Below are 18168 nucleotides of genomic sequence, written 5' to 3'. Positions count from 1 at the left end.
AGGCAGTTGCATCTATTGTCTGTAGCCTTTTTGATAACTTGTAATAAATTATGTCCTATGACCCGACTAGGTCTGTTTTTTTGGTGTTTCCTGACAACCTTATTCTCAACCATTAGCCTTGCCCAAAAAATGCCTGTAACCGATTACAACCAATGGTGGCAAAGGATCGATACCCTGATCCTGGCCAAAGGACAGTCCAAGACTGCCCTAACGGAAGTAAACAAACTATACAGTAAAGCAAAGGCCGAAAAAGCCACTGCACAGAGCATCAAGGCCCTTGTCTACCGGATGAGCCTATCCGAAAACCTGCAAGAGTACAGCGATACGATCAACCTTCGCGACCTCCAGGCTGAGATCAATAAAAGTTCCGGGGTCCAGAAGGCCCTTCTCCAGAACCTGAAGGGCAGTGCACTGGAACAGCACTTTAACCAGAACAGGTGGAAGATCTATGGCCAGCCCCCTACCACCACCCAATACAAAAAAGAAAATATCCGGACCTGGGGTATCGAAGATTACCACCGCGAGATCAGCGCCAGCTACCTGGCCTCTATTAGCAATAGAACCCTTTTAGAAGGCACAAGCCTGGCGGTTTATGAACCGATCATTACCAAGGGCAATAGCCGGAAACTAAGGCCTACCCTTTACGACCTCCTGGCCTGGAGGGCGCTGGACTATTTCAGTAACGAGGAAAGGGGCCTTAACAAGCCGGCCGATGCCTATAAATTGGATAACCCAAAGCTCTTCCTTGATGCAGAAGGCTTTGCCAAACTCAAGTTGGAAAGCAGGGACAGCACTGCGCACCATTTCCAGGCCCTTAAGGTCTACCAACAGTTGCTGGCATCCCATATGACCGACAAGGACAAAGCGGCAATGGTAAACGCCGATATTGCCCGTTTGCAGTTTGTGCACCGTCACAGCGTGATGGAAGAAAAGGATAGCCTTTATGTAAAAGCCCTTCAGCACCTGGCAGCCAGCCACAAGGACCTGCCAGAGGCAGACCAGGCAAAATTCTTAATAGCCCAATACTGGAAGGGATTAGGGGATAGCTACCAACCCCATGGACCTGCATCTCCCCGCCAGACGAAGTCTGCCAATGCCTATAAGGAAGCAATGGCCATCTGCCAGGCAGTGTTGGTAAAAGGCATCAGGTCAGAAGGTTCAGAAAATTGCAGTCAACTCCTGCAGGAAATTTCAAGCCCCTTTATCCAGATGCAGGTGGAAAAGGTGAATGTTCCCGGCAAGCCCTTCCGCAGCCTGGTTTCCTGGAAGAATACCGGTAAAGTTTACCTGCGACTGTTCAGGATCAGTGAGAACCAGAAAGCCAAATTTGAATTCAATGGCAATGAGGAATGGTGGGAAAGCATTGCACGCTTGAAAGAAGATAGAATGTGGTCACAGGAACTACCTGCTACTTCTGACTACCACCAACACAGTGCAGAGATCAGGATCGATGCCCTTCCCGTTGGCGAGTATGCGATCCTGGCCAGCCATGACCAGGCCTTCTCTTCAAAGACCAGTAAGCTTGCCTTTATCAGGTTCCACGTTTCGAACATTGCCTATGTGAATAATGGCGACTACTATTTTGTAATGAACCGCGAAACAGGGCAGCCCCTTCAAAATGCCTCTATCCAAACCTGGTTCAATGATTACGACTACCAGACCAGGAAATATATCAAGACAAAGGACCAGCAGCTATCCAGCAATAAGGATGGTTATTTCCAGTTGAAAGCGAAGACAGGCAGGTCAGGCGTCCAATTGGAGATCAATCATGGCAATGATCACTTGTTCCTCGACGACCAGGAATATATCAGCAGGTCCATCACCAATGGTGATGCTTCAAAGGACCCCGAGGCTTATGAAAAGGCACAAGCCAGGGTATTCTTCTTCACCGACAGGAGCATTTACCGTCCGGGACAGCCCCTTTATTTTAAGGGCATCTTGGTTACAAGGGATAAGGAAAGCCGGAGGAGCAAGATCCTGCCCAACCGGAAAACAACAGTTGCACTATTGGACGCCAATGGAGACATGGTCGATTCCCTTGACCTTACGACCAATGATTTCGGTTCCATTTCAGGAACCTTTACCCTCCCTGCCGGTGGCCTGACCGGGGAATTCCAACTTATTGAAAAGAACTATACCGGCGAAGTAACCTTTAGTGTAGAAGAATATAAAAGGCCGAGGTTTGACGTTGAGATTGCCCAGCCAAAGGGCACCTATCGTGTAGACGACACGATCACTGTTAAGGGAACTGCCAGGGCCTATGCAGGGAATGCCATTGATAGGGCCATGGTGAAATACAGGGTAGTTCGGACAACCCGAATCCCCTATTTCTGGAGCATGTGGAAAGGTCTCCCCACCCGCTCTGCATCCATGGAGATCACCAATGGCCAGGCAACAACAGACAAGGATGGCAATTTTTCCATATCCTTCAAAGCCATCCCTGATCTTTCAATCGAAAAGGAAGGCAACCCCGTATTTGATTATGAAGTAAGCGCCGAGGTGACCGACCTCAATGGCGAAACCCGTACAGGCGAGACCATGGTCCATGCAGGTTACTCAGCCCTGGTCATCAGCATCCAGGAAAATCCAGGACTTGTCCCTATCCAGGAATGGAAGTCTATCTTACTGAAGGCCACCAATACCAACGGGGAACCGGTCAGCACAAAAGCGAGTATCCGTATCAGTCCCATCCAATCTCCCGACAAACTGATCAGGAAAAGGTACTGGTCAAAGCCGGACATGTATGTAATGGGCAAGGAAGAGTTTGCCGCTAATTTCCCTTACGACGAATACCAGGATGAAAGCGATATCCTGGGTTGGCCTGTTGCTTCCCCAATACAGGAACAACCAATTGTTACCAGGGATAGTGCAAGCACTGTAGTCCCCATCAACCCGGCCAATAGCAAATCTCTGCAGCCGGGCTGGTACCAGGTTATGGTCACTGCAACCGATCCTTATGGTGTAACGGTTACGGATAAACAAAACGTATTCCTTTTCAATCCCGGCCAAAAGCAATTACCAGTACAGGAATACCTGTTTTCAAACTCAACCAGCCAGCCCCTTGAACCAGGGCAGGTAGCCAACCTGCAAGCGGGAAGCAGCGCGGGGGACAGCTACCTGTTTTCAGTTAGGACAGTAGGCCAATCAGAGGAAGAGGAAAATGAAGAACAATTATCCTATTCCTTAACCAGGCTGGATAATAGTATCCACTCCTACCAGTTACCTATAACCGAAAAAGACAAGGGAGGATTCACCATCACGCATTGGATGGTCAAGCATAACCGCTTCTTCGAAAAAAGCGAATTCATTCAAGTACCCTGGCTGGAAAAGGAGCTTGAAGTAAAGACCAGTAGTTTCCGCGATAAGACCCTACCCGGCTCAGAGGAAAAATGGTCGGTGCAGGTCAGCGGGAGGAAAGGGGAAAAGAAAGCAGCAGAACTGTTGACCAGCATGTATGATGCATCACTTGACCAGTTCCAGCCCCATCAATGGGAAAGACCCGGACTATGGCCGACAAACAGGAGATACACTTACTGGAACAGCAACAGGAATTTTGGCGCGTCAGCTTCCCTGGAGCGGCAAAGCTATGAGCCATTCCCCTATAAATACAGGATCAGCTATGATCAGTTGCTATGGGGCTCCGGGGAATCAAACACTCCTATAATGAAAGGTATGGGGTACGCAGTACGAGGCAAGGCAACTGTTGCACAGATGCATATGGCGCCGGAAAATACCAAGCAGGAAAGAGTTGCCGACATGGCACCTAACCAAAAAGAGACTGCAGATGCTGTAGCAATAGAGGCCCATTCTACTCTTGATGAAGCTGCAGAGAACACTACCTCATCAGGAGCAGACCAACAGGTACAGGTAAGAAAGAATTTTGCAGAAACTGCCTTCTTCTTCCCCCAATTACAGGCAGATGCCAATGGCACTTATTCGTTCACTTTCACCATGCCGGAGGCTGTCACCCGCTGGAAATGGCAAATGCTGGCCCATACCAGGGACCTGGCCATGGGATATGCCCAACGGGAAATAGTTACCCGGAAAGACCTGATGGTCCAACCCAACCTGCCCAGGTTCCTGAGGGAGGGCGACAGGATGGAGATCGTTACCAAGGTGGTGAATGTTACCGACAAGGAAATGACCGGGCAGGTAGAACTCCAGCTCATTGATGCCACCACTAACCAACCGGTTGACGGCTGGTTCAGGAACTTCTTCCCCAACCAGTATTTTACCGTGGCCGCCAATAGCAGTGAAGCGGTGAAATTCCCCATTGAAGTACCTTACCAATTCGACAAGGCCCTGACCTGGAGGATCATTGCGAGGGCGGGCAATGTAAGCGATGGGGAAAGTGCCACACTACCGGTGCTGAGTAACCGACAATTGGTTACGGAGACCCAGCCCTTCTTCCTGACAGGTAATGAAAGCAGGACCATCGATTGGAAAAAGCTTAGGGAAAGCGGGGAAAGTGAGACCCTGAGCCACAAGAACCTGACCGTGGAGTTCAGCTCCAATCCGGCCTGGTATGCCGTTCAGGCGCTGCCTTACCTGACGGATTACCCTTACGATTGTTCAGAACAGACTTTCAACAGGCTATATGCCAACCTTCTGGCAGCACTGATCGTGGACAAAGCACCAAGGATCAGGGGCATCATGCAACAGTGGCAGGGCAAAGACACGGCAGCCCTGATGAGCAACCTTCAAAAAAACCAGGAACTCAAACAGGTGTTGCTGGAAGAAACCCCATGGGTATTGGAAGCCAGGAATGAAGCGGAGCAGAAGCGACGCATTGCCACCTTGTTCAACCTGGTTCAATTATCCAGGGACAAGAAGTCATTGGTGGACCACCTGATTCAACTGCAAACGCCCAATGGTGGCTTCAGTTGGTTCAGTGGCGGACCGGACAACCGATTCATTACGCAATACATCATCACCGGGATTGGCCACCTCAGGAAACTGGGTGCAGGTAAAGACGTTCCTGAACTAGATGAAATTGTCAGGAAAGCATTGCCTTACCTGGACGCCAGGATGCAGGAAGATTACGAAAAGGATAAGAAGGGAAAGGCAAGCGTCCATTACCCCAATTCCTATGCAGCCCAGTACCTGTACATGAGGAGCTTCTTTATGGACAAGGGCATTCCGGGCCAATACCTTACAGCGGTCAACCATTACCGTAAGGAGTTACAGCAAAACTGGGTTAAGGGCGGCAGGATGCTCCAGGCCATGGTGGCCTTGTCATTGCATCGTACCGGCGATAAGCAAACGGCACTCAACATCCTGAGGTCATTGGAAGAGAATGCCATTCGCAGTAAGGATTTGGGTATGTACTGGAAAGATAATATTGCAGGTTTTTATTGGCATGAAGCCCCGATCGAAACCCAAGCACTGTTGATCGAAGCTTTTAGCGAGATCAGCAATAAGCCTAAACTGGTGGGTGAAATGAAGGCATGGTTACTGAAGAACAAACAAACCAACCGCTGGTCATCTACCAAAGCGACTGCAGATGCCTGTTATGCATTGCTGATGCAGGGGAATGATTGGCTGGCTGCTGAACCGAAGGTTAGCATCAACCTCGGGGGAGTGACCACTGTTACGGCAACAAAAGAAGAAGCAGGAACAGGCTATTACCAGAAGATCATTCCAGGCACCGGTGTATTCCCTGAGATGGGCAAGATCACCATCAATGCACAGCAAGCTGTGGGTACTAGTAATGACCAACCCGTATGGGGAGCCATTTACTGGCAATATTTTGAAAACCTCGACAAGATCAGTCCGGCAGCCGGCCCGCTTCGTTTACGCAAGCAGGTTATGGTGGAGCGCGCCACTGACCGCGGCCCGGTATTGGAGCCAGTGACGGAAGGCATGCAATTGAACGTGGGCGACAAGGTTTCCATCAGGCTGGAGATCACCACAGACCGGGACATGGAATTTGTGCACCTGAAGGACATGAGGGCTTCAGCACTGGAACCCACCAATGTCTTAAGTGGCTATAAATGGCAGGGAAGGCTGGGCTATTATGAGAGCACGCGTGATGCCAGCACCAACTTCTTCATTGACTACCTGCCAAAGGGTACACATGTATTGAATTACACTATGTTCGTCTCCCATGCCGGGGTATTCAGCAATGGCATCAGCACCATCCAGTGCATGTATGCCCCTGAGTTCACCAGCCATAGTGAAGGGGTGAAAATCAGCGTGGAATAGGTCATTAGGCCCCATCACTAGCAGCTAATCCAAAAGGGTCTTCTTCATCGCGAAGGAGACCCTTTTCTTATCGACATAACCATCAACCAGGTACTCTTGCAAGTACTAGAGCTCCCCACATCTCCACATCTTCTCATCTCCACATCTCCACATCCTATCTTTGCAACATGCAAAAGGATTTTCTGATCGTTGGCCAGGGCCTATGCGGCACATGGATCAGCTGGTGGCTGATGCAGGAAGGCAAGAGTGTAATGGTGATCGATGAAGGTAAACCGGTCAGTTCCTCCCGCATCGCTTCCGGCGTGATCAATCCCGTTACAGGAAGGGTACTGGCCAAGACCTGGATGGCTGAAACCTTATTACCATTTGCCCTGGAAGCCTATTCCTCCATCGGCAGGGCATTGGGCATCCACTGCATCCAGACCGTAGATATCCTGCATGCCTTTCCTACAGAACAAATGCAACAGGCTTTCCAAAACCGAAGCCAGGAGGTCACTGAATACCTGAGCATCCCCGGCGACACCCAGCGTTGGGAGCAACTAATGACCGCCCCTTTCGGATTTGGGGTGATCAACCCGGCATTGCTCATTGACCTCAACCTTTTACTGAATCAATGGCAACATCACCTGGTCCGGCAGCACAGCATCAGGCTGGAACCATTCAATGAAGATGAACTGGAAATCTATCCGGACCATGTACAATACAGGGATATTGAGGCCGGCACGATCATCTATTGTGGAGGCGTGGAAACAATGGGTTCCGCTTATTTCAACCGGCTCCCTTTCTCGCCCAACAAGGGTGAGGCATTATTACTGGAAGTGAGGGGGCTGCCCCAGACCCATATTTATAAAAAGGGGTTATCGCTTGTCCCTTTTCCACATTTTGGCTACCAGAGCAATGCTGGTTTTTTCTGGGCTGGCTCAACCTATGAGAACCGTTTCACTCATGATGAACCTACAGCAGGTTTCCGGGAGAGGACGACCAGGCAATTATCGGAATGGCTGAAACTCCCCTTTACGGTAGTGGACCATTGGTCTGCGATCCGCCCGGCAACTGTAGAAAGGAGGCCATTCGTCGGGGTTCACCCTTTACATCCCCGTGTGGCCATATTAAATGGTACGGGCACCAAGGGCTGTTCCCTTGCCCCCTACTTTGCCAGGGAACTGGCCCAATACCTGATCCACGGTCAACCTATCACGAAAGAGGCTGATATTCAGCGCTTCAGCAGGATACTATCGGCCTAGGAATTAGTTTGCCAATTGTTTCCCCCATTGGTTATTTTTGCAACGCTAAGGCTCTCCCTCGGGAAGCATATGGTCTAAAATTTCTTTTATGCTGTAGATGACAAACACCCGAATGTATTCTATTCCGGAGCGGTTCCGGAAAGTGGAGAATCTCCACATCGTATTTTGGCTGATCAAGGACATGTGTTGGGCAATGCTCTGGAAACCGCTGGGAATAGCTATGATCTTCCCCACCCTTACCGTCGCCATCCTGATCACCTGGCAAACCCGCAAGTTGAAATCCGAACTCTTCCACAACCTTGCCGTCTTATTCTGGATCATTGCGAACTGTTACTGGATGACAGTGGAGTTCATGGAAAGGGATGAAGTTCTACGGTACTATGCAGCCATACCATTTTCCATAGGAATATTATTTATTGTTTCCTACTATGCTTATGTCCTGCCCAGGGAAAAGCGCCAGCAAAAAATGGTGCACGTGGACGTTGAAGTTCCGGAAACCACTATGGAAGTTGCACAAGCACAATAAACATCTTGCATAAAAAAAGCTGCCTTAATGGGCAGCTTTTTTATTCGAGTATTTTTCAGTTCATGCGACCAGGCTTTTAGTGATGACAAGATAGGGGTCCTGCCTGAGCAAGCGCACCATTGCTGCATACAGATCCGGCAACTCCCGCTGGAAACGAATAGGGTTCTCAAAGAAAACCTCCACCGCCACGGCCCAGAATTCATGGTAATTCGTGGCAGCATAATCCCCCAGCAAAGTCTTCACGCCTCTTTGCATATCCTGGAATACGGGACGGGCAACGGCTGAGAAGTTCCTGAATTCCTTCTTGAAATGTTTATCCTCATCGGTCCTGGTTACAAAATTCACATAGGCCAAAGCATGGGCCATTTCATGCAAGCCGACATTACTGCTGTCATGGGGAGTCCTCAACCCCTGCAGGAAATTATCCCAGGACAAATAGATCCCGCTATGGTCAACATGTCCCATAAAAGGCAATGAATAATACCCATAGTGATAGTCATGCTCCAGCACATAGATATCACGGAAATAGTTAAGCGAAAAATTCTCAAGCCCCAGTGTCAACTGCGCGGCGGTGGCCGATATCAGTATTGGCATTTCATCGGACTTCGAGACCCCGACATAATGGAATTTCTTGGCCCGGTAGAAAAGGTAGGCCCTGAACAACCATTTCTGTTGGGTCTCCAGGTCAACACGATTGAAATACCTGATGTTCTGGGAAATGATACTCCGGAAATAAGTCTCATGCTGTTCAAAACCTTTTCGGCGCCGGAACAGGAGATACCGGTGAAAGCGGTGATGCAAGGCATCGAATACATAGATGGTACAGAATACCAGCAAACAAATGAACACGATTTCCATAAGGAACTTCTTTGATGTTAAGAAAATCGACTTGTTTAAGCTGGTTCAACACAGTAATGGATAACACTTCGGATCTTTCAGAGGAGGAAATAATAGTACGGGTTAGGGTTATCCGGCTGATTTCTATACTAATTTAGTAACAACATTCCACAGAAAAAAGAGTTTTACCCGATTTTGGGAAAGGAATAAGCAAACATCGTAAAAATACGAAGGAACCTTTCTATCCTGGAATAACAGAATGCTGCGGTAAGGCCGTTCCTTGCCATTCCCGCAGCATCCATCATCCAATTCCTCTTGCCGGTCAGTCAGCTATCCCTGCAGGTTTCAACTCTTTTAACATTTGTTCGACCTGTTGCCTCGAATACTTGCGGTCATTCCGAATAGCGCCAAAGACCAAGCTCCTTTGCTTGTAAGGTCTACCCTCATATTCAAATGGCGCAAACCAAAACTGGACCTTGGCCAACTTCATCCCATTCCATTTTTCCATGGTAGGAGATATGGTAAAGGGGAAATCCTCAAGATTCCTGGAGAACCAATATTTTATCGTATCGGGATAATCAGGGCCTGGTTTATTAACAAGTATATATTGTTTGAACAAGGTACCCTTATCCTTATTATATATGCTATCCTTTAGCAAATAACGTGTTGGCAAGAACAAAGAATCCTGTGCAACACCTTGTGAAAGCAACATAGAATCCACATCTAGCGGTTGCTGGAAAACCTTATAGCCCGAGTCTGTATAATAACCCTTTCGCTGCCCCAATTGGGCGTATACGAACCGAAACTTAGGTATAAGCCTTACCGAATCCCAGGTCTCCTCCCCATTTTTGAAGTAATCAACCAGTATATGCTGATTTGTATAAGGAAATCTATAAATCATATCCCTATCCATGTTAATAATATCTATTGAATCAATAAAATACTGGATATCATCTTCCTCTTTGGGGACAAGGGGAATCTCCATGTAATAGGTAATGACTTTTACTGGTTTTACCTCTATGCAAGAGAAAAAGGCAATCAACGTGAAGACCGGTAACAGGAATGAATTAATCATTGACATGAAAATTTTTAACGGCTGAGAAATTTCTTGACCCACTATACTTTAACTCTTTACAAGAAAATGTTGTGGTGTAAGTACAGTTTAACTCCATAATGGCATTATACAACCCTACATGCGAAACCGCTGTATTTAAAGTCACATCAGCTGTTCCTATTGGAATGAACCCTTCTTTACTAATAGTCTGGTGTACCAGCGACTCAAACCTCCAAACCCCATTTACCCGCCTATGGGTAGCTATTTCATGGCTATAAAAGGCGAACATGCCCAGGCTCTGCTTATAGATCATCCATTTGTAACTCTTCTTCCGGATATCGGTCTGATTTAAGATAAAAGCACTCTTTACGGCACCACTCTGGGCTGTACCACCCAATTTACTTTCAACATCTGAACAATCCTCCGGAACAGATGTACCCGTTCCGCCGCCTCCACCGCCACTTCCGCAGTCCAGCATATAATCCCCGCAGGTACCTGATGTTTCGCAGGTATAGGACAATAATTGTGTTGCTACGAGGTCACCACCTGAATACACCAGCAGGAAATAATAGGTACAATCGGATGACCAGGCCGAGCCGGAGCCTGCCTGCATGGGTCCCTGCTTCCTTTCCTGGGGCACCGCATAGGTTTCGATGTCACCATTCCGGAAGGAATAGCGGCCCAGCAAGGCCCCACCCAGACTATAACTGGTGAGCGTTCCATCCACTTCCAAGCGCCCTTTCACCAGGTACTGCTTCAGGGACTCCCCCTCCAGTTTCCCACCTCCTGGCAAAGGATCGAATTCAATGATATTACCGGTGGTGAATTTCCCCGCTTTGCTTCTCAATACTACCATCCTTTGCTTATCCGGGGAGAACCTCGAAAGGCCAAACTGGAGTTTTACCGCTGTGTTCATGGGGAACACCCATATCCTTTCCCCTTCAGCTACTTCAATTGTTTGCAACCCTGGTTTATCCAGGCTATTGATCGCCTCAGTGATCACCATGCGGGCCGAATCACCCGCCTTTAATCCCAACTGCTGGAGAAAGGTCCGCCCTTCTTCTCGTCCATCCCTTTGATCTGTTACCGGTCCCCGCGCATCCGGTTCCTGGTTCTTCTGACAGGCCACCATAAAAAGTGAACCAACAAAGATTAATAACCCTACACCTCTACAAAAAGCACTCTGCCTCATAAATCTTTGGTTTAAAAAATGAATAAATATTAAATGAAAGAACTAACTGATGGATGGGGACGAATTGGGGAAATAGCAACAGCGGATAAACGGAAACTTATGCCTACGAAATAAGCAAGTAGTGGGGATTGAAACAACCCGTGTTTTAACGGTATTTCATATCCTGCCCCTAAAGGCAAGTCAATTAAAAGTCAATGGGAATAGGTATTCAGGATTTGCCACCCAGTCCATATACCTCAATGGGATCCTGGTTCAGCAGTATACAGAGTTGCTGGTAGAGTTCAGGCTCTGCAGCCCTGAACTGTAGTGGCTTCCCAAAAAACACCTCTGCAGCAACAGCCCAGAACTCGTGGAAATCTGTGGTCGCGTAATCCCCGAATATGGAAGACTGGCCGTGCCTGAGTTTTTGGTAAACCGGGGCAGCCGCGCGGGAAAAAGCCTTGAACTTATCCCTGAAAACTTTATTTACCCCTGCCCCTTCCTTATGGTTCATATAGGCCAGGGCATGTGCCATCTCATGGATGCCTACATTACCCACTTCGCTATGGTCTGCGTAAGCTTTGTAGATATGCTCCCAACTCAGGTAAATACCCGTTTGGTTAACATGGCCTTCCAAGGCCTGGGGCCTCCCGTGCATCCGATATGCGGTTCGAACAACATAGATCTTCTCAAATTGATCCAGCCTGAATTCCTCCAGTCCGAAGGTCAATTGGATAGCGGCAGCGCTGATCAGCAAAGGCATCAGGGGAATAGGTTCCAGGTCAACGTATTCAAATTCCTTGTTGTGCATGAAGTGCAGTACCCTCCTTAGGAACCTGGTCTTATTGATCTCACTCAGCGACCTGTAATAGGCGTGGTGTTCATTCAGCCATTGGTGATAATGCTCCCATTCCGGGTTTTCCATTGCATAATCCGCCTGGTCTCCCTGCTGGTGCGCCTCAGCTTTCAGGACCATGGCACGCCCATAACGCAAGCGCTCATAGCCCCAGAGGGCTAAAACCAGGACAAAGCAGGTTCCGAATACGGCCAGGATCAGGGTCATACCTTAAATCTAATCATTTCAGCCGATTTCCCCCTTTTGCCAGACAAAGCCTAAGCTTTACCTTTGCACCTCATTGAAAAAGACCGAAAAACAACAGCATTATGTATAGATCGCATACCTGTGGTGAATTGCGCATCAGCCACGTGAACCAGGAAGTGACCCTTGCCGGTTGGGTTCAAACGGTAAGAAAATTCGGAAGCATCACTTTTGTGGACCTGCGCGACCGGTATGGCATTACCCAACTCCTTTTCGGGGAAGGACTCAACGCCCAGCTCGATAGCCAGCCATTGGGCAGGGAGTTTGTACTGCAAGTGAAAGGCAAGGTCGTGGAAAGGAGTAATAAGAACCCCAATATCCCTACGGGCGACATAGAACTTGAAGTAATCAGCTTTAGCATTCTCAATAAGGCTGCCACCCCACCCTTTACTATCCAGGATGATACGGACGGCGGTGATGACCTGAGGATGAAATTCCGTTACCTTGACCTTCGCCGTAATGCGGTGAAGCGCAACCTGGAGTTGCGTTACGCAGTGAACAGGTCCGCAAGGAACTACCTCCATGAAAATCATTTCATGGATATTGAAACACCCTTCCTGATCAAGTCGACCCCGGAAGGTGCCCGCGACTTCGTGGTTCCTTCACGCATGAACCCCGGACAATTCTACGCCCTTCCCCAGAGCCCGCAGACCTTCAAGCAATTGCTGATGGTAAGTGGTTATGACCGTTACTACCAGGTAGTAAAGTGTTTCAGGGATGAAGACCTGCGCGCAGACCGCCAGCCGGAATTTACCCAGATCGACTGCGAAATGAGCTTTGTGGAACAGGAGGATATCCTGAACATGTTCGAAGGCCTGATCAAGCGCATTTTCAAGGATGTGAAGAACATCGATTATACCGATAAGGTGGAGCGCATGACCTGGAACGATGCCATGCTGCGTTTCGGTAACGACAAGCCCGATATCCGCTTTGGCATGGAGTTGACCAACTTCAAGACCGCATTCGAAGGCCAATCCGGCCATCCTGAAGCCTTGAAGATCTTTGAAGAAAGTGGCTTCAAGGTGTTCAATGAAGCAGAGACCGTCCTGGCCATTGCAGTGCCCGGATGCAGCGAATATACCCGGAAGCAACTGGATGAACTGACAGAGTGGGTGAAGCGTCCCCAGATCGGCATGAACGGCCTGGTGTACATCAAGTGCAATACAGATGGCAGCTACAAGAGCAGTGTTGACAAGTTCTTCCCTGAGGACAAACTGAAGGCCTTAGCGGATATCTGTGGAGCCCAAACCGGCGACCTGATCCTAATCCTGGCAGGAAGGGAGGAACGTACCAGGAAAGCCACCAGCGAACTGCGTTTGGAAATGGGCGAAAAACTTGGCCTGAGGAAGAAGGATGAGTTCAAACTGCTTTGGGTATTGGACTTCCCACTCTTCGAATATGCAGAGGAAGAGAACCGTTGGGTTGCCCGCCACCATCCCTTCACTTCTCCCAAACCTGCACATATCGATATCATGATCAATAACAACCCGGTGATCGACAATCCGGCCGAATACCTCAAGCATCCCTATGCGAACATCAAGGCCAATGCCTACGACATGGTATTGAACGGGAATGAGATCGGCGGCGGCTCGATCAGGATCTTCCAGCGTGAATTGCAGGAAAAGATGTTTGATGCCCTGGGCATGAGCAAGGAAGAAGCCAACCATAAATTCGGGTTCCTGCTGGGAGCCTTCGAATATGGTGCCCCGCCACATGGAGGCATAGCTTTTGGCTTCGACCGCCTTTGTGCCATTCTGGGTGGCAGCGAAAGCATCCGTGATTTCATCGCTTTCCCCAAGAACAATAGCGGCCGCGATGTAATGCTGGATGCCCCCTCAGCCATTGACGCAAAACAGTTCGATGAACTGCAGATCAAACTAGACCTCAAATAAGGATCTTTGAATACAATCTTCATTGACCTACCGGGCCTTTACCCGGTAGGTTTTTCATTTTATGAAGGCCGTCCTTCGTACATTTGGCAGTGAAGGTTAATTCTTCCCTAAGCACCTTTTGACCATTATGAACAATCTTACTATCTACCGTATTCTGACCTATATTATTTTCCTGATCGGCGCATTCATGGCCATGTTATTGCTCACCTTCCTGATGGCAGCACTGGCCAACCCGGTTTTGCTCCTTCCTACTTTCATGGTGGCCTGCGTGGTGATCTATAGCTATTGCAGCTGGCGCTTCCTCACCCGCGGTATTGATGCACATATGTATTGCAAAACCTCACTGCGTGACCTGACAAGGGTCAACGGCTATGGGGCCCTCGCCTTTGCCTCCCTTACTGCTATCCAATGCATATCGCTGATCATGAATCCCGCACTGCTGAATGATATCCTTGAACAGGCCATGTCCATGCAGAAATCCAGCGTAGAAGGCATGGAAGAAATGATGACCAAATTCATGGGATTCCTGTTGAAGTTCATGCTGGTTTATAGTGTGCTGTTGCTTGTCCATATCTTCAGCACCTTCAGGTTATTGAAAATCCATGCAGACGCATTTGACCTGCCAGGAACTACCAATAACCCCTGAGTTTTGTTTTCGGTATAGAAAAAAATACTATATTACAACTAACGGATTGCTTGTCTGACAATAGGCAGCAGTCCTTTTTTTATACCTATACCATATGCAGGATAACCCGATATTTTCCAATTACCAGCCCACCCAGCAATGCTGGGATGAAATGTATACAACAAATGGCATCAGGCCACAGTACCAGCATTTATTTAATGCCCTGCAACAAATGACAGCCGGGGCATTATCTGAAAAGGACGAAATGGCCAGTCAACTGTTCCTGAATCAGGGCATCACCTTTACCGTATACAGCGAGAATGAAGGAATAGAAAGGATTTTCCCATTTGACATCATACCCAGGATTATTACCGCGTCTGAATGGACAAATATAGAATCGGGTATAAAGCAAAGACTAAAAGCACTCAACCTGTTTCTTAAGGACATTTATTCTGATCAGCTTATCCTGAAGGACAATATTGTACCTGCTGAATTGATTGCCTCCTGCCCACAATACACCAGGGAGGTATTTGGCATCAGGGTTCCTTATGATATCTATGTCCACATTTCCGGCATTGACCTGATACGCGGAGAAGATGGCCACTTTTATGTACTGGAAGATAACCTGAGGACCCCATCAGGCGTTTCCTACATGTTGGAGAACCGGGAAGTCACCAAGCGGCTCTTCCCTGACCTGCTATCCTCCAATGGTGTCAGGATGGTCAACAATTACCCCATTGAATTATACAACATATTGGTGTCCCTCGCTCCCAGGCAGTTGGCCCATCCAACAGTGGTGCTGTTGACACCCGGCGTATATAATTCGGCCTATTATGAACATAGTTTCCTGGCACGACAAATGGGCATACCACTGGTGGAAGGCAGGGACCTCCTTGTGAACAACCATAAGGTCTATATGAAAACCACCATGGGATTAAAGCAGGTAGACGTCATCTACAGGAGGATAGATGATGAATATATGGACCCGCTTGTTTTCAGGCCGGATAGTGCACTGGGTATACCGGGTATTTTGAGCGCCTACAGGAAGGGAACCGTTGCCATTGTAAATGCATTTGGAAATGGTGTTGCCGATGACAAGGCCATATATGCCTATGTCCCGGCTATGATCAGGTATTACCTGAATGAGGAACCTATCCTTAAAAATGTGCCGACCTATCAAATGGCGGAACAGGAAGCCCGTGAATACACTTTCCAGAATATGGAAAAAATGGTAATCAAGCGCACCAACCAATCAGGGGGATATGGAATGCTGATCGGGAATAAGGCAACAGAACAGGAAATGAAAGACATGCGGGAGGCTGTAGAAAAGGATCCCAGGAACTTCATTGCGCAACCGATCATCAACCTCTCCTCGGTACCCTGTTTCTTCCAAAACCGATTTGAACCCAGGCATGTGGACCTTCGCCCCTTCGCACTATACGGCCCGAACGGCATAAAGATAGTTCCCGGTGGCCTGACCAGGGTTGCCTTAAAAAAAGGCTCCCTTGTAGTGAATTCATCCCAGGGAGGCGGAAGCAAGGATACCTGGGTATTGAATCACGGTTAATCATTCTTACCATCAATCAAAACTATGCTAAGCAGAATTGCAGATGCCCTTTTTTGGCAAAGCAGATATCTTGAAAGAACAGATGCATTATTGAGGATCATGTATACCAATTATGCATTTTCCCTGGACAAAGGAGAGTTCAGCCATCGGCAGTGGCAACATATAGCCCAGATGTTCAGTGCTGCAAACGAACAAATGATCGCTTCCCTTGAGCAGGAACCGGCAGCCCTGGTTCAGCACCTGGTCTATGATGTGATCAACACAAATGCTATAAGGGTAATGGTGACTAGGGCAAGGGAAAATGCCCGTGGCGCTCAAGACCATATCACCAAGGAGGTTTGGGAGCAAATCAACCATATCTATCATCTCATCAACAACCCGCTCCTCCAGCAAAGGATGGCAAGAAATGAAACACTCCAGGCATTGCAACAGCTAACCACACAACTAACCTTATACAATGGGGTAACTGACAGTACCATGCCCAGAAATGCAGGCTGGAATTTCATGACACTGGGTAAATTCATTGAACGTGCCATTATCACCATTGATCTTTCAGACCGGCATTTCGGGGAACAAGGCTATGAACTTCAGGAATCAACGGATATCCTTTACTGGAGAAGCCTCCTGTTCTCCCTTTCCGGGTATGAACTCCATCTTAAAACCTATCGCAGCACCAGCTACAATGCCAATATAGCCGACCAAATCATATTCAATAAACAATTCACCCGGTCAGTGATTTACTGCCTTGACAGGATCGGATTTTACTTATTGAAAGTGATTTCTACCAATGAAACTGAAGAAGCCAATAAACTAAAAAGATCATTTGGAAAGTTGCACAGCGCGGTTGAGTATGCAGACCTGGACACAATCCGTTCAATCGGGCTAGACCGGTACTTAAAGCAATTAAAGGATGACCTCCTGCAATTCAACAACCAACTTAGCCAGCTTTTCTTTTCATACTCCTAACTTTCAGCTATGCCAACCTTCAAGATCCACCATATAACCAGCTATGAATATAGCCGACCTGTCATTGAAAGCGTGAATGAGATCAGGATATTCCCATTCAATTGCGAAGACCAGGAGGTATTGTCACATGAACTAACCATTACAGGAGATCCCGAAGTCCATCTTTTTTCTGATTACTGGGGAAATAAGACAGGCATTTTTAACATCTTGGCACCACATTCAGGACTTTCCATTGAAAGCCGCCTGATTGTGAGAACGCTTCAAGGCAACGACAAGCACCTAAATTTCAATACCGGATTTGAAACCCTGGAGCTGGAAGTGAACAACAACCTTCAACTGCTGGAGTTAACCAAAGCTGACCAGATAACCAACCAACAGGCAATCACGGAAATCCTGCAACAGATCTACCAACCATGGAAAAGTGTTGCAGCTACGGTGCAGGATTGTTCAAGATTCATTTACCACCATTTCAATTATATAAAAGGAATCACTGATGTAGAAACCACGGTTGACGAAATCATTGCCCACCGCTCTGGCGTTTGCCAGGACTTTGCCCATGTAATGTTACAAGTTCTGCGCAGCCTTAAGATCCCGAGCAGGTATGTCAGCGGGTATATATGTCCAAACAAGAACGGCTTGAGGGGGGAAGGAGCCACACATGCATGGGTAGAAACATGGATACCGGGATTTGGATGGGCGGGAATAGACCCCACCAATAATATCTGGGCAACCAACAATCATGTAAAATTAGCTGTAGGAAGGAATTTTACAGATTGCTCCCCGGTTAAAGGGACCTTCAAAGGCTCATCTGAGCAATCCCTATATGTTTATGTTGCTGTTGGTTACGAAGATGGGCACAAGTTTGAAGAAAAAAACCAGGTATTCCATCCAATCAACACCAGCTACTCCCAGGCAACAATTTCCCCTGATGAAATCTCCCACCAGCAATAACTTAAAACACTAGTGCAGCATTCATTAGCTTT

The 18168-nt window shown here is 47.9% G+C and carries 12 protein-coding genes; 8 read left to right on the top strand and 4 right to left on the bottom strand.

Annotated elements, in window-relative coordinates; all coding sequences use genetic code 11:
• The first annotated feature begins 57 nt into the window (after nt 1–57).
• The 3 genes from KJS94_RS00170 to KJS94_RS00160 all read left to right on the top strand — a co-directional run bounded on the left by KJS94_RS00170 (nt 58) and on the right by KJS94_RS00160 (nt 7974).
• On the top strand, nt 58–6204 hold the full coding sequence (locus KJS94_RS00170; RefSeq protein WP_214446747.1) for an alpha-2-macroglobulin family protein: 6147 nt from the start codon (nt 58–60) through the stop codon (nt 6202–6204).
• A 167-nt stretch (nt 6205–6371) separates the two neighbouring features.
• Nucleotides 6372–7448: an NAD(P)/FAD-dependent oxidoreductase gene (locus tag KJS94_RS00165; protein WP_214446746.1), complete on the top strand. Its 1077-nt coding sequence runs from the start codon at nt 6372–6374 to the stop codon at nt 7446–7448.
• 112 nt (nt 7449–7560) lie between these two features.
• Nucleotides 7561–7974 (top strand): hypothetical protein, encoded by a 414-nt coding sequence (locus tag KJS94_RS00160; protein WP_239804227.1) that lies wholly within the window; start codon nt 7561–7563, stop codon nt 7972–7974.
• A 60-nt stretch (nt 7975–8034) separates the two neighbouring features.
• Here KJS94_RS00160 and KJS94_RS00155 read toward each other — a convergent pair whose 3' ends face one another.
• The 4 genes from KJS94_RS00155 to KJS94_RS00140 all read right to left on the bottom strand — a co-directional run bounded on the left by KJS94_RS00155 (nt 8035) and on the right by KJS94_RS00140 (nt 12099).
• On the bottom strand, nt 8035–8832 hold the full coding sequence (locus KJS94_RS00155) for a zinc-dependent peptidase (protein WP_214446744.1): 798 nt from the start codon (nt 8830–8832) through the stop codon (nt 8035–8037).
• Nucleotides 8833–9133: 301 nt separating this feature from the next.
• Nucleotides 9134–9886: a hypothetical protein gene (locus KJS94_RS00150; protein WP_214446743.1), complete on the bottom strand. Its 753-nt coding sequence runs from the start codon at nt 9884–9886 to the stop codon at nt 9134–9136.
• Nucleotides 9879–11057, bottom strand: a complete 1179-nt coding sequence (locus tag KJS94_RS00145; RefSeq protein ID WP_214446742.1) for a hypothetical protein — start codon at nt 11055–11057, stop codon at nt 9879–9881. Before KJS94_RS00145 ends, KJS94_RS00150 begins: the two co-directional genes overlap by 8 nt.
• Before the next feature lie 208 nt (nt 11058–11265).
• Nucleotides 11266–12099, bottom strand: a complete 834-nt coding sequence (locus KJS94_RS00140) for a zinc-dependent peptidase (RefSeq protein ID WP_214446741.1) — start codon at nt 12097–12099, stop codon at nt 11266–11268.
• 101 nt (nt 12100–12200) lie between these two features.
• Between KJS94_RS00140 and aspS the strand changes: the two genes are divergently transcribed.
• From aspS to KJS94_RS00115, 5 genes are all read left to right on the top strand, one after another.
• Entirely contained in the window at nt 12201–14027 is a 1827-nt protein-coding gene (aspS, locus tag KJS94_RS00135; RefSeq protein ID WP_214446740.1) for an aspartate--tRNA ligase, read from the top strand.
• Nucleotides 14028–14154: 127 nt separating this feature from the next.
• Nucleotides 14155–14673, top strand: a complete 519-nt coding sequence (locus KJS94_RS00130; protein ID WP_214446739.1) for a hypothetical protein — start codon at nt 14155–14157, stop codon at nt 14671–14673.
• A gap of 94 nt (nt 14674–14767) precedes the next feature.
• A complete protein-coding gene (locus KJS94_RS00125; protein ID WP_214446738.1) occupies nt 14768–16219 on the top strand; it encodes a circularly permuted type 2 ATP-grasp protein in 1452 nt (483 codons plus the stop codon).
• Nucleotides 16220–16243: 24 nt separating this feature from the next.
• On the top strand, nt 16244–17185 hold the full coding sequence (locus tag KJS94_RS00120; protein ID WP_214446737.1) for an alpha-E domain-containing protein: 942 nt from the start codon (nt 16244–16246) through the stop codon (nt 17183–17185).
• Between the two features lie 9 nt (nt 17186–17194).
• Nucleotides 17195–18136, top strand: coding sequence for a transglutaminase family protein (locus KJS94_RS00115; RefSeq protein WP_214446736.1), 942 nt, complete (start codon nt 17195–17197; stop codon nt 18134–18136).
• Nucleotides 18137–18168: the final 32 nt, after the last annotated feature.

The organism is Flavihumibacter rivuli, assembly GCF_018595685.2.
GTDB lineage: Bacteria > Bacteroidota > Bacteroidia > Chitinophagales > Chitinophagaceae > Flavihumibacter > Flavihumibacter rivuli.
Note: the sequence above shows the minus strand (reverse complement) of the source record. Positions and strands in the feature narration are given on the sequence as shown.

Excerpts from the sequence above, each read along its gene's own strand:
- KJS94_RS00170 (WP_214446747.1), top strand. The coding sequence starts at position 58 with ATGACCCGACTAGGTCTGTTTTTTTGGTGTTTCCTGACAACCTTATTC.
- KJS94_RS00165 (WP_214446746.1), top strand. The coding sequence starts at position 6,372 with ATGCAAAAGGATTTTCTGATCGTTGGCCAGGGCCTATGCGGCACATGG.
- KJS94_RS00160 (WP_239804227.1), top strand. The coding sequence starts at position 7,561 with ATGTATTCTATTCCGGAGCGGTTCCGGAAAGTGGAGAATCTCCACATC.
- KJS94_RS00155 (WP_214446744.1), bottom strand. The coding sequence starts at position 8,832 with ATGGAAATCGTGTTCATTTGTTTGCTGGTATTCTGTACCATCTATGTA.
- KJS94_RS00150 (WP_214446743.1), bottom strand. The coding sequence starts at position 9,886 with ATGATTAATTCATTCCTGTTACCGGTCTTCACGTTGATTGCCTTTTTC.
- KJS94_RS00145 (WP_214446742.1), bottom strand. The coding sequence starts at position 11,057 with ATGAGGCAGAGTGCTTTTTGTAGAGGTGTAGGGTTATTAATCTTTGTT.
- KJS94_RS00140 (WP_214446741.1), bottom strand. The coding sequence starts at position 12,099 with ATGACCCTGATCCTGGCCGTATTCGGAACCTGCTTTGTCCTGGTTTTA.
- aspS (WP_214446740.1), top strand. The coding sequence starts at position 12,201 with ATGTATAGATCGCATACCTGTGGTGAATTGCGCATCAGCCACGTGAAC.
- KJS94_RS00130 (WP_214446739.1), top strand. The coding sequence starts at position 14,155 with ATGAACAATCTTACTATCTACCGTATTCTGACCTATATTATTTTCCTG.
- KJS94_RS00125 (WP_214446738.1), top strand. The coding sequence starts at position 14,768 with ATGCAGGATAACCCGATATTTTCCAATTACCAGCCCACCCAGCAATGC.
- KJS94_RS00120 (WP_214446737.1), top strand. The coding sequence starts at position 16,244 with ATGCTAAGCAGAATTGCAGATGCCCTTTTTTGGCAAAGCAGATATCTT.
- KJS94_RS00115 (WP_214446736.1), top strand. The coding sequence starts at position 17,195 with ATGCCAACCTTCAAGATCCACCATATAACCAGCTATGAATATAGCCGA.